Annotated in this window: 9 protein-coding genes; 8 read left to right on the top strand and 1 reads right to left on the bottom strand. The window is 61.1% G+C overall.

What is annotated here, in order from left to right; genetic code table 11:
- Nucleotides 1–50: 50 nt before the first annotated feature.
- From mreC to ACSJLU_RS22200, 8 genes are all read left to right on the top strand, one after another.
- Nucleotides 51–1,067 (top strand): rod shape-determining protein MreC, encoded by a 1,017-nt coding sequence (gene mreC, locus ACSJLU_RS22235; RefSeq protein ID WP_025304420.1) that lies wholly within the window; start codon nucleotides 51–53, stop codon nucleotides 1,065–1,067.
- Nucleotides 1,064–1,552, top strand: coding sequence for a rod shape-determining protein MreD (mreD, locus tag ACSJLU_RS22230; RefSeq protein ID WP_004936918.1), 489 nt, complete (start codon nucleotides 1,064–1,066; stop codon nucleotides 1,550–1,552). The genes mreC and mreD overlap by 4 nt, the downstream gene beginning before the upstream one ends.
- A gap of 10 nt (nucleotides 1,553–1,562) precedes the next feature.
- Nucleotides 1,563–2,147, top strand: coding sequence for a Maf family protein (locus ACSJLU_RS22225; protein WP_004936921.1), 585 nt, complete (start codon nucleotides 1,563–1,565; stop codon nucleotides 2,145–2,147).
- Nucleotides 2,148–2,185: 38 nt separating this feature from the next.
- Nucleotides 2,186–3,655: a ribonuclease G gene (gene rng, locus ACSJLU_RS22220; protein WP_342096550.1), complete on the top strand. Its 1,470-nt coding sequence runs from the start codon at nucleotides 2,186–2,188 to the stop codon at nucleotides 3,653–3,655.
- Between the two features lie 88 nt (nucleotides 3,656–3,743).
- Nucleotides 3,744–7,547 carry an AsmA2 domain-containing protein YhdP gene (gene yhdP, locus ACSJLU_RS22215; protein WP_281041842.1) on the top strand — a complete coding sequence of 1,268 codons (3,804 nt, stop codon included), beginning with the start codon at nucleotides 3,744–3,746 and terminating at the stop codon, nucleotides 7,545–7,547.
- Nucleotides 7,544–8,386, top strand: a complete 843-nt coding sequence (gene nit1, locus ACSJLU_RS22210) for a deaminated glutathione amidase (protein ID WP_038629939.1) — start codon at nucleotides 7,544–7,546, stop codon at nucleotides 8,384–8,386. Before yhdP ends, nit1 begins: the two co-directional genes overlap by 4 nt.
- A gap of 25 nt (nucleotides 8,387–8,411) precedes the next feature.
- Nucleotides 8,412–9,857 (top strand): metalloprotease TldD, encoded by a 1,446-nt coding sequence (gene tldD, locus ACSJLU_RS22205; RefSeq protein ID WP_169540443.1) that lies wholly within the window; start codon nucleotides 8,412–8,414, stop codon nucleotides 9,855–9,857.
- A gap of 105 nt (nucleotides 9,858–9,962) precedes the next feature.
- Entirely contained in the window at nucleotides 9,963–10,727 is a 765-nt protein-coding gene (locus tag ACSJLU_RS22200) for a CDP-diacylglycerol diphosphatase (protein ID WP_043142154.1), read from the top strand.
- Between the two features lie 60 nt (nucleotides 10,728–10,787).
- On the opposite strand, the gene ACSJLU_RS22195 is transcribed toward ACSJLU_RS22200, so the two are convergent.
- A complete protein-coding gene (locus tag ACSJLU_RS22195) occupies nucleotides 10,788–12,470 on the bottom strand; it encodes a PglL family O-oligosaccharyltransferase (protein WP_313244118.1) in 1,683 nt (560 codons plus the stop codon).
- Nucleotides 12,471–13,001: the final 531 nt, after the last annotated feature.

Here is a 13,001-nt window from a genome sequence, read left to right as displayed (position 1 = left end):
GAAAATCGGGTACGGTTCCTCTTTCTGTTGTCGAGGAACTCGCATAATTTATGAAGCCGATTTTTAGCAGGGGGCCTTCCCTGCAACTGCGACTTTTTTTGGCGGTGATTGCGGCCATTGGCCTGATCGTTGCCGACAGCCGGCTCGGCACGTTCGTGAAGATACGCAACTACATGGACACCGCAGTCAGCCCTTTCTATTTTCTGGCCAACGGGCCACGTAAAGTTTTGGACAGCGTGTCAGAGACGCTGGCCACCCGCCAACAGCTGGAGCTGGAAAACCGCGCTCTGCGGCAGGAACTGCTGCTGAAAAACAGCGATATTCTTCTTCTTGGCCAATTCAAGCAGGAAAACGCCCGCTTGCGCGAGCTGCTGGGTTCTCCGCTGCGCCAGGACGAACACAAGATGGTCACCCAGGTGATCTCCACCGGCTCCGATCCTTACAGCGATCAGGTCGTTATCGACAAAGGGTCGGACAACGGCGTCTATGAAGGCCAGCCGGTGATCAGCGACAAGGGCGTGGTTGGCCAGGTGGTGGCGGTGGCGAAAGTCACCAGCCGCGTGCTGCTGATCTGCGACGCCTCGCACGCGCTGCCGATTCAGGTGCTGCGTAACGATATTCGAGTGATCGCCGCGGGCAGCGGCTGCGCCGACGATCTGCAACTGGAGCATCTGCCGAACAACACCGATATCCGCGTTGGCGACGTGCTGGTGACCTCCGGCCTCGGCGGCCGCTTCCCGGAAGGCTATCCGGTGGCGGTCGTTTCCTCGGTCAAGGTCGACAATCAGCGCGCTTACACCGTGATTCAGGCGCGGCCGACCGCCGGTCTGCAGCGCTTGCGCTACCTGCTGCTGCTGTGGGGCGCCGATCGCAACGGCGACATGCCGCTGCCGCCGGACGAAGTGCACCGCGTCGCCAATGAGCGCCTGATGCAGATGATGCCGCAGGTGTTGCCGCCTGCCGGTTCCGTTGGGCCGCAGCTGCCCGCACCGGCCACCGGCGTGGCGCCGCAACCCGCCGGCGCTACGCCATCGGCTCAGCCTGCCGCGGCGGGAGTGGTGCAATGAACAGTTACCGCAGCCACGGGCGCTGGATCATCTGGCTGTCGTTCCTGGTGGCGTTGGTGCTGCAAATCATGCCGTGGCCGGAGCAGATCTACATGTTCCGGCCTTCCTGGCTGGTGCTGATCCTGATCTACTGGGTAATGGCCTTGCCGCATCGTGTCAACGTCGGTACCGGCTTCGTGCTGGGGTTGATTATGGATCTGATCCTCGGCTCTACGCTGGGCGTACGCGCGCTGGCGCTGGGCATCATCGCCTATCTGGTGGCGTTCAAATTCCAACTGTTCCGCAATATGGCGCTGTGGCAACAGGCGCTGATCGTCGTGCTGCTGTCGCTGTCGATGGATGTGGTGGTGTTCTGGGCTGAGTTTTTAGTGATCAACGTCTCTTTCCGCCCAGAGGTATTCTGGAGTAGTGTGGTAAACGGCATTTTGTGGCCGTGGTTATTCCTGTTGATGCGCAAAATCCGCCGTCAGTTCGCCGTACAGTAAGGGTATATCAATGACTTCGCTTTATCTGGCCTCCGGCTCCCCACGTCGACGTGAACTGTTGACCCTGTTGGGCGTGTCGTTTGACATTCTGCTGACGCATACCGAAGAGCAGCGCCGGGAAGGCGAAGCCGCAGAGGCCTATGTGCGCCGTCTGGCGCAGGACAAGGCCAAGGCGGGCGTGGCGCTGGCGCAGGAAGATCGGCCGGTGCTGGGCGCAGACACCATCGTGGTGCTCAACGGCCGGGTGCTGGAGAAGCCGCGCGACGAAGCCCATGCGGCGGACATGCTGGCGGCTCTGTCGGGCAAACAGCATCAGGTGATGACGGCGGTGGCGATCGCCGATCGCCACGACGTGCGCTGCCAGCTGGTGGTGACCGACGTGACGTTCCGCAGCCTGTCACAACAGGATATCCGCGACTATATTGCTACGGGCGAACCGATGGATAAAGCGGGCGCCTATGGAATTCAAGGAAAGGGTGGTTGTTTCGTCAGAACGATAACCGGGAGTTATCACGCGGTGGTCGGTCTGCCGCTGGTCGAAACACATGAGCTGCTCAGTAATTTTGTCGCATTACGTGATGTAAGAACCGGTTGATGGGCGCTGCCATTATCGACCGGCTCTGAGGAGAAGGCATGACAGCTGAGCTACTGGTTAATATCACACCGTCTGAAACGCGGGTCGCCTATATCGATGGCGGCATTCTGCAAGAGATTCATATCGAACGCGAATCCAAACGCGGCATCGTCGGCAATATCTATAAAGGGCGCGTCAGCCGCGTCCTGCCGGGGATGCAGGCGGCGTTCGTCGACATCGGCCTGGACAAGGCCGCCTTCCTGCACGCCTCCGACATCATGCCGCATACCGAATGCGTCGCCGGCGACGAGCGGAAAAACTTCCACGTGCGCGACATCGCCGAGCTGGTGCGCCAGGGGCAAGACCTGATGGTGCAGGTGGTGAAAGATCCGCTCGGGACCAAGGGCGCGCGTCTGACCACGGATATCACGCTGCCTTCGCGCTATCTGGTCTTCATGCCGGGCGCGGCGCACGTCGGCGTTTCGCAGCGCATCGACAGCGAAGCCGAGCGCGAGCGCCTGAAGTCCATCGTTGCGCCGCACTGCGACGAGCTGGGCGGCTTTATTATCCGCACCGCGGCGGAAGGCATCGGCGAGGAAGAGCTGGCGCAGGATGCCGCGTTCCTCAAACGCCTGTGGACCAAGGTGATGGAGCGCAAGAAGCGCAACCAGAGCAAATACAAGCTGTACGGCGAGCTGGCGCTGGCGCAGCGCATCTTGCGCGATTTCGCCGGCGCGGCGCTGGATCGCATTCGCGTCGATTCGCGGCTGACGCACGATCTGTTGGTGGAGTTTACCGGCGAGTACATCCCGGACATTACCAACAAGCTCGAACTCTACACCGGCAGCCAGCCAATTTTCGATCTGTACGACGTGGAAAACGAAATCCAGCGCGCGCTGGAGCGCAAGGTTGAGCTAAAGTCCGGTGGCTATCTGATCATCGATCAGACCGAGGCGATGACCACCGTCGATATCAATACCGGCGCCTTCGTCGGCCACCGCAACCTCGACGAAACCATCTTCAATACCAACATCGAGGCGACGCAGGCCATCGCGCGCCAGCTGCGGCTGCGCAACCTGGGCGGCATTATCATCATCGACTTTATCGATATGAACAACGAAGAGCATCGCCGCCGGGTGCTGCACTCGCTGGAGCAGGCATTGAGTAAAGATCGGGTAAAAACCACGATCAACGGCTTCTCTCAGCTAGGCTTAGTTGAAATGACGCGTAAACGCACGCGTGAAAGCATTGAACATGTGCTCTGTCACGATTGTCCTACTTGCAATGGGCGCGGCACCGTGAAAACGGTGGAAACCGTGTGCTACGAGATCCTGCGCGAGATTGTACGCGTGCACCATGCTTACGATTCCGATCGCTTCCTGGTGTACGCCTCCGCAGCGGTTGGCGAAGCGCTGAAGAGCGAAGAGTCGCATGCGCTGGCCGAAGTGGAGATCTTCGTCGGCAAACAGGTGAAGGTGCAGATCGAACCGTTGTACAGCCAGGAGCAGTTCGACGTCGTCATGATGTAGCCCGCCCGACATCGGTAGGGGCCCGGCACGCCGGGCCCGTCAGTGCATAGATATTCCCGTTGCCAGGCAGCGGAGCAAGGAGAACTGCGTGAGGCGACTGCCTGGGATTCTGTTAGCAACAGGCGCCACCCTAATCGTGATTGTGGCGCTGCTGATCAGCGGGCTGCGCCTGATGCTGCCGAAGCTGAACGACTATCGTCCCCAACTGCTGGCGCAGGTGGAGAAGCTATCCGGTGTGCCTGTGCAGATGGATTTCCTGCAGGGCAGTTGGGAAACGTTCGGCCCACAGCTTGAAGTGCGCAACCTGAGCGTTACGCTGCCCAAAAGCGATGTGCATATCGAACGCGTGACGCTGGCGCTGGACGTGTGGCAGTCGCTGCTGCACTGGCGCTGGCAGTTCCGCGATCTGACCTTCTATCAATTCCGCCTCGATCTGAACGCCACGCTGGGCGGCGATCGTGAGGGCGACGGCCTTGAGCCCGGTAAAATCAGCGATCTGATGCTGCGCCAGCTCGACCACTTCGATCTGCGCGACAGCCGTATCTCGTTCCTGACGCCCGCCGGCGCGCGCGCCGAATTCGACATTCCCCAACTGACCTGGCTCAACGGCCGCGATCGCCACCGCGCCGAGGGGCAGATCAGCCTGTCGACGCTGAACGGCCAGCACGGTGTGGTGCAGCTGCGCATGGACCTGCGCGATAATCAGGGCCTGCTGGACACCGGCACGGTCTATCTGCAGGCCGATAACATCGACATGAAACCCTGGTTTACCCGCTGGCTGCGCGCCAACACCGGGCTGGAAAGCGCAGACTTCAGCCTGGCAGCCTGGCTGCAGGTGCAAAACGGCGAGATCGCCGGCGGCCATGCGTTGCTCAAGCAGGGGGCGGCCAACTGGAATACCGGCGCCGCGCAGCACCGGCTGGACGTAGACAATCTGGCGCTGTCGCTGCGCCGCCAGGGCACCGGTTGGCAGCTCGACGTGCCGCAGCTGCGGTTGAGCACCGACGGCCAGGCCTGGCCGCAGGGCGCGCTTTCTGCGCTGTGGCTGCCGGAAAACACCGAATTTATGGGGCCGGCGCAGAATGAAGAGCTGCGGGTGCGCGCGACCCATCTTCAGTTGGAGCGTCTATCGGCGCTGCTGCCGACCTTCTCGTTCCTCAGCCCGGACGTGCTCGATCGCTGGAACGATCTGCAGCCGCAGGGGAAGATGGAAGCGCTGGCGCTGGACATCCCGCTCAAGCAGCCGGAAAAGAGCCGTTTTCAGGCGCTGTGGCGCGATGTCAGCTGGCAGCGTTGGGAACTGCTGCCGGGCGTCAACCACTTCTCCGGCGCGTTGAGTGGCGGGGTGGAGAACGGCCGCCTGACGCTGGGGCTCACCGACAGCACCCTGCCTTACGGCGACATGTTCCGCGCCCCGCTTGAAATCAGCAGCGCGCGTGGCGCGCTGACCTGGCGTTACAACGATCAAGGCTGGGAGCTGGCGAGTCAGGGGCTGGACGTCAAGGCGAAGTCGCTGTGGGTCAACGGCGATTTCCGTTATCAGCAGCCGGCCAAGGGCGATCCGTGGCTGAATATCCTGGCGGGCATCCGCCTGTATGACGGCGCCGACGCCTGGCGCTATTTCCCGGAACCGCTGATGGGCAAGCATCTGGTGGACTACCTGGGCGGCGCCATTCAGGGCGGCCAGGTGGATAACGCCACGCTGATTTATTCCGGCGATCCGCAGCATTTCCCGTACCGCAAAAACGAAGGGCAGTTCGAAGTCTTCGTACCGCTGCGTCACGCCACCTTCCAGTTCCAACCGGGCTGGCCGGCGCTGACCGATTTGGCGATCGATCTCGATTTCGCCAACGAGGGGCTGTGGATGCATGCGCCGCAAACCCGCTTGGGCAAGGTGGCGGGCAAAAATATCAGCGCTGTGATCCCGGATTACCTGAAAGAGCGGTTGCTGATCGACGCCGAAGTCGCGGGTGCGGGCAGCGACGTACATGACTACTTCATGCAGACACCGTTGCATGATTCGCTGGGGGCGGCGCTGGATCAGCTGCAGATTGGCGGTGATGTCAGTGGGCGCTTACATCTCGATATCCCCCTGGACGGCGAGCAGGTCAGAGCCACCGGTGAAGTGGCGCTGAACAACAATTCGTTGCTGATAAAACCGCTGGAAAGCGAGCTGCAGAAGCTCAGCGGCAAGTTCCGCTTCGACAATGGCAATCTGGAGAGCGATACCCTGTCGGCCAACTGGTTCGGGCAACCGGTGGCGGTCAATTTCACTACGCAGGAAGGCGAGCGTGACTACAAGGTCAACGTCGGCCTGAAAGGAGACTGGCAGCCGGGCAAGTTCCCCGGCCTGCCGAAAGAGGCCGCCGATGCGCTCAGCGGCAGCGCATCCTGGCAGAGCCAGGTGGCCATCACGCTGCCGCATCAGGGCTCGGCCAGCTACGATATCGGCCTTGACGCAGACCTGAAGAAAGTGAGCAGTCACTTACCTTCGCCACTGGACAAGGCGTCGGGAGAGGCGCTGCCGGTGAACGTCAAGGTCAAAGGCGGTTTGAACGGCTTTATGTTGACCGGCAGCGCGGGCAAACAGAACCGCTTCAACAGCGAATGGAACTTCGATAAAAAACAGGTGAACCTGGCGCGCGCCGCCTGGCAAACCAACGGGGGCGGCACCCCGCCTCTGCCGGCCGGCAAGTCGATGACGTTGAACCTGCCGGCGCTGGACGGCGAGCAGTGGCTGGCGCTGTTGGCACCGGCGCTGAAACAGGGCGGCGGCAGCGGTCAGGTGGGCGGTTTCAGCTTCCCCACCACCGTGGCGCTGACCACGCCGCAGCTGCTGTTGGGCGGCCAGGCCTGGCATAAGCTGACGCTGTCGGCCGAGAAACAGCTTGGCGCTACCCTGGTGAGCGCCAAGAGCGACGAAGTGGATGGTAGCCTGCGGGTGGCCGATCGCGGGCCGTGGCGCGCCGATATCAACTACCTGTATTACAACCCGCAGTTCGCAGAGACGAAAAACGCGGCGGGCACGCCGCCGCCGTCGACCGAGAACGTTTCCTTCCGCGACTGGCCTTCGTTGATGCTGCGCTGCAAATCGTGCTGGGTGCTGGGGCAGAACCTCGGCAGGGTCGAGGCGGATCTGACCAATCGGGGCGATACCCTGACGCTGGATCACGGCCTGGTCGATACCGGCAAAGGGCGCATGACCGCCACCGGCCTGTGGAAACAAAATGCGCAGGAAGAGCGCAGCTCGCTGAAAGGCAAGCTGCTTGGCGGCAAGATCGATGAAACCGCCGCCTTCTTCGGCATCACCATTCCGCTTAAAGGCGCGCCTTATGACGTGGATTTCGATCTGTACTGGCATGGCACGCCGTGGCAGCCACGGGTCGATACGCTGAGCGGTGCGCTGCAGGTCAAGATGGGCAAGGGTGAAATCGACAGTATGGGCGGTGGCCGTGCCGGTCAGCTGCTGCGGCTGGTCAGTTTCGATGCCCTGCTGCGCAAGCTGCAGTTCGATTTCAGCGATACCTTCGGCAAAGGCTTCTACTTTGATTCCATCCGCAGTACCGCCTGGCTGAAAGATGGCATAATGCATACAGATAATCTATTGATCGACGGCCTGGCGGCGGATATCGCCATGAGCGGCCAGATCGATCTGGCGCGCCGTCGCATCGATATGGAGGCGGTGGTGGCGCCGGCGATTTCGGCGACGGTCGGCGTGGCCACGGCGTTTGTCGTCAACCCGATCGTCGGCGCGGCGGTATTTGCCGCCTCGCAGGTGCTGGGGCCGCTGTGGAGCAAGATTTCGCTGATTCGCTACCATATCAGCGGCGATCTCGACCAGCCGAAGATCAATGAGGTACTTCGTAAGGCAAAGGAGGATAAGGCGTCATGAGGAATGCTAACGTTGCGTTGTTGCAGTTGTGCAGTGGCGATCAGGTGCGCGATAACCTGGCCCAGATTGAACAGCAGATCAAGCAGCTCAATGCCGGGGTAAAACTGGTCATGACGCCGGAGAACGCGTTGTTGTTCGCCAACTCCGCGGCCTATCGCCAACAGGCGGAAAAACAGGGCGATGGTCCGCTGCAGAATGCGGTGCGCGAACTGGCGCGCCGTTATGGCGTGTGGTTGCTGGTGGGCTCGATGCCGCTCGTCAGCCGTGAGAACCCGGAGCTTATCACCACCAGCAGCCTGTTGTTCGACGAGCAGGGCGAGATCCGCGCCCGCTACGACAAGCTGCACATGTTCGATGTGGACATCAACGACGCGCACGGCCATTACCGCGAGTCGGATACCTACCAGCACGGGCAGCACCTGACGGTGGTGGATACGCCGGTCGGGCGTTTGGGCATGACCATATGTTACGATCTGCGCTTCCCTGCGCTGTTCCAGGCGCTGCGGGCGCAGGGCGCCGAACTGATTTCGGTGCCGGCTGCCTTTACCCGGGTGACCGGCGAGGCGCATTGGGAAATCCTGCTGCGCGCCCGGGCGATCGAAAACCAGTGCATGATTCTGGCGCCGGCGCAGGTGGGGCGCCACGGGCCGACCCGCCGCACCTGGGGCCACTCGATGGCTGTCGACGGCTGGGGCAAGGTGTTGGCCGAGAACGCGGACGCCGTGGCGGCACTGAAGGTGCGTGTGGACGCCGCAAGCCTGAAAAATATTCGTGCGCAGATGCCGGTGCTGCAGCACAACCGATTCCAGACGTCGCTGACGGCGCCGTCTGACAAGTAATCCTCCAATCAAGAGTGAAACCATTATGAGCCTGACGTTTGTCAGTGAGCAGTTACTCGCTACCAACAAGCTGAGTCATCAAGACCTGTACAGGGTACTGGGTCAACTGGCAGAACGCCGTATCGACTACGCCGATCTCTATTTCCAGTCCAGCTATCACGAAGCCTGGGTGATTGAGGACGGCATCATCAAGGATGGCTCTTACAATATCGACCAGGGCGTCGGCGTGCGCGCCGTCAGCGGCGAGAAGACCGGCTTTGCCTATGCCGATCAGATCACCCTGAATGCGCTGCAGCAAAGCGCCCAGGCGGCGCGCAGCATCGTGCGCGAGCAGGGCGACGGGCAGGCGCATACTCTGGGCGAAATCGGTTATCAGGCGCTGTACCCGCTGCTCGATCCGTTGCAAAGCCTGCCGCGCGAAGAGAAAATCGCCCTGCTGCACCGCGTCGACAAGGTGGCGCGCGCCGCCGATGCGCGGGTGCAGGAAGTGAACGCCAGCATCACCGGCGTTTACGAGCAGGTGCTGGTGGCCGCCACCGACGGCACGCTGGCGGCGGACGTTCGCCCGCTGGTGCGCCTTTCCGTCAGCGTGCTGGTGGAGCAGGACGGCAAGCGTGAGCGCGGCTCCAGCGGCGGCGGCGGCCGTTTCGGCTATGACTACTTCCTGGAAGCCGTCGACGGCGAGGTGCGCGCCGATATCTATGCCCAAGAGGCGGTGCGCATGGCGCTGGTCAATCTTGGCGCAGTGGCGGCGCCGGCCGGCAATATGCCGGTGGTGCTGGGGGCCGGTTGGCCAGGCGTACTGCTGCACGAGGCGGTGGGCCACGGCCTGGAAGGCGACTTCAACCGGCGCGGCACCTCGGTGTTCAGCGGCCATATGGGCGAGCTGGTGGCGTCCGAGCTGTGCACCGTGGTGGATGACGGCACCCTGCAAGGGCGCCGCGGCTCGCTGGCGATCGACGACGAAGGCGTGCCGGGCCAGTACAACGTACTGATCGAAAACGGCGTGCTGAAAGGCTACATGCAGGACAAGCTCAACGCGCGGCTGATGGGCGTTGCGCCGACCGGCAACGGCCGCCGCGAGTCCTATGCGCATCTGCCGATGCCGCGCATGACCAACACCTACATGCTGGCGGGTAAATCGACGCCGGAAGAGATCATCGCCAGCGTCGAGTACGGTCTGTACGCGCCGAACTTTGGCGGCGGCCAGGTGGACATCACCTCCGGCAAGTTCGTGTTCTCCACCACCGAAGCCTATCTGATCGAGAAAGGGCGTATCACCAAGCCGGTGAAGGGGGCGACGCTGATCGGCTCCGGCATCGAGGCGATGCAGCAGATTTCGATGGTCGGCAACGATCTGGCGCTTGATAAAGGCGTGGGTGTGTGCGGCAAGGAAGGCCAGAGTGTGCCGGTGGGCGTCGGCCAACCGACGCTGAAACTGGACACGCTGACCGTCGGCGGCACGGCGTAATTTTTCCTCAAGGGGCCGCATTGGCCCCTTGTTCATTCCCCATTTTGAGTTTTCTCTCGCCCGCGCAAAGAGTGCTGTGCGGCGATGATGCCGAGAAAGATGACGATGGCGTGCTTTGGTGTGTCTACCCGGCGTTGGCTGCTGGTGCTGGGGGTTCTCTCCTTGACGGGGTGCGCCCGTTCCGATGCGCTGTGGGGCGTGGTCGATAAGCTCTGCATGGCCAACTATCAGCAAAAGCGCGATCCTGCCCCGTGTGAGCAGATTTATATGCCGCAGGGGAAAGCGCAGGGCTTCAGCGTGCTGCAAAACCCGCGTTATCCCTATCACTTCATCCTGGTGCCGACGGCGCCGCTCTCCGGTATTGAAAGCCCGCAGCTGCTGGCCGGGGAACGGACGGACTATTTTGGCTATGCATGGCTGATGCGTTACCGGTTGGCCGCCGAGTATGGCGGGCCGGTGCCGGATGATATGTTGGGCATGGCGATCAACTCCGCTTACGGCCGTAGCCAGAACCAATTGCATATTCACCTGACCTGTCTGCGCGAAGATGTTCGGCGTCAATTGCAGGCGGAACGCCCCTACATACAGGAACAATGGCGGCCTTTGCCGGATAAGCTGTTGCGCCACACTTACTATGCCCGACGCGTGATGCAGCCAACCGCGATGGGCATTTACCCGATTAAGGATCTGGCGGGTTATTTCCATCTGTCGCCGCAGCAGCTGGCGGAATATGGCGTGGCGTTAGTGCCCACCACGTTTGCCGGCCAACGGGGTTTTATCTTGCTGGCCTCGAAGCGCGGCTGGGACGTTGGCAACCGCGCTTCGGTAGAGTCGCTGCTGGATAAAGAGTGCGCGATATTGCCGCGTTGATTTTACTACATAAAATGACACAGGTGAGAGCGACGAGGCATCGCTCTCACCTTGTTGTCCCTACCTAAACCGCGCATCCCGAGAAAACAGAAAAGCGGCTTCCCGCAGGCGAGCCTCGGCTTGTGCCTGATCCCCCTGATAGCGCAAGATCATGATCAGCGTGGCGTAGACGTTGGCGTCGATACGGCGCTGCAGATAGGCATTGGCCCACTGCCGATAGTCGGTCAACAGGGCATCATCGCGCGTTTGGTTATAGACCAGCAGCGCGTGAGATTGCTCGTCGAACGTTTTGCGCTCCCGATAGATCCAGGCGGCCGGCGGCGGCATCTGCTCGATGCTGTCGATGGTGGCCAGCATCGTGCGCTCCGATTGGGTGAGCGCCATGCGCCCTTGCCAGGCGAAGACCGCCATCACTAACACGCCGAGCGCCGCCATTGCTACAGGCAGACTTAGGGCTTTGGCTAACGGCAGCGGGCGTGGGGCGCCGGTTTGGCCGTCCAACAGTGCCAGCAGCAGCAGAAACGCCAGCCAATGCGGCGCAGACAGATAGAAAGGGTATTCCAGTTGGGTGTGTATCAACATTGGCAGCAGCACCAGAAACAGCCCGACGCGCGCACCGGCCGGCGCTTCGCGATCCCGTTGCCAGGCGCGTTTCAGCAGCAGCGCGCCGGCGACGATGACGATAGCGATACCTGCCAGCGCCGGCAGGCCGCCCTCAACCCACCACAGCAGGATTTCATTGTGCGGATGCCCGGCGACTTCCAGCACTTCTCGCCAGGGCATTGTCTGCAGGCGGAAGTGCGCGAAGCTGTATTCAAAGCCGCCATAGCCCCAGCCCAGCAGCGGTTTGGCGAAAATCATGGCGACGGTGTCTTGCAGCATGGTCAGACGTGAATAATTAGAGCCTTCGCGTGCGATGAGACCTGCGCGGCCATCCAGGCCAAAGCCGGTGAACAGCACCGTCAGACCGATCGCGGCGCCCAGCAGCAGCGCGCCACCCGCCCAGCGGCTTTCGAGCGTGCGGTGGCGGGCAAAGCGCCACAGCAGTAGCAGCGCCGCCAATGCGGCCCCCAACCAGGCGGCGCGCGACTGGATCAGTACCAGCAGGGCTGAGAAAGCGGCCAGCAGCGCGAGCAGCGGGATTTGCCGCCGCCGCGTTGGCGCAGAGAGGGGAGCCAGCAGCTGCCAGAGCGCCAAAGCCAACCCGGTGGCGATAAAGCTGCCCAGCACGTTCGGTTGCTGAAAGACGCCGTAGACCCGGCTGCCGTTAGGGGATACCCAAGCCAGCGCGGGGGCGAACAGTTGCAGAGCCGCCAGCAGTGCCTGAACGCCGACGGCGAACAGCAGACCGTACAGCAACAGGTTGCGCTGCCTGGGGGTTAGGCGCAGCTGCAGGCAGGCGACATAGAAAAGCCAACCACCGAGCAGACCGGCGCAGCGCCACAGGGCGTCTTCGCGCCACTCGGAGCGAGTATACAGCAGCGGCAGCGCCAGCACGGCGATGCCGAGCAGCAACAGGCGTGCGGTGGGGGTCAGCGAAAGACGGGTACGGCCAAGGCAAACGGTGAACGTCACTATCAGCGTGGTGAGCGCCATGACGGCCCAGGCCAGAATGTTTTGCGGCAGCGCCAGACCGTCGCCGCCCATATTGGGGTAATAAATCGGCAGGATCACCGTCATCCAGATCAGCAGCAGGGGCAGCACGGCGATGGTCGCTGCGTTAGCGGGAGATTTATCGGCCATGGTTAACCTGCCATGGCCTGATAGCGTTTATTGAATGCATGTTTTTATTATTCCCTTTCCTTTGTCCTGATATTGAAATGCGTGTAATGTTCAATTCGCAAATGTCTCACGGGAAATTTAAACCGTCTTTATGGTGAAGCGATAAATAATGTTTGCCTTGAGAATGCGCGAGGCTGTGTACCCAAAGAAAGTTTAAGCCGTATTTTTCACCCGCAAAAGGTATGTTTGTTGTTTGCAAAAACAGACGCGCCATTTTCTCAAATCTATTGTGATTCAGTCAATTCATAATCTAATTCTTGTTTTTATCAATTTAAATCAAATGGTTGATTGTGATTCCTGCGTGCGCGAATATCGTGGGGTATCCCGGCAATGGCCTATATTGGCAGGCCCTGTGAAGAATAAAAGAGGTATCTGCTTTTTTAATTGATGTCGTCAGTGTCGGCGCGACGGCGGAAATTTACCTCATCGTTTCTCATTGCTGATTTTTAAATTCAATGTGATTTTCATTTTATTATTTTTATTAGGATTCTT

It is taken from the genome of Serratia bockelmannii (genome assembly GCF_051803255.1).
GTDB classification, from domain to species: domain Bacteria; phylum Pseudomonadota; class Gammaproteobacteria; order Enterobacterales; family Enterobacteriaceae; genus Serratia; species Serratia bockelmannii.
Note: the sequence above shows the minus strand (reverse complement) of the source record. Positions and strands in the feature narration are given on the sequence as shown.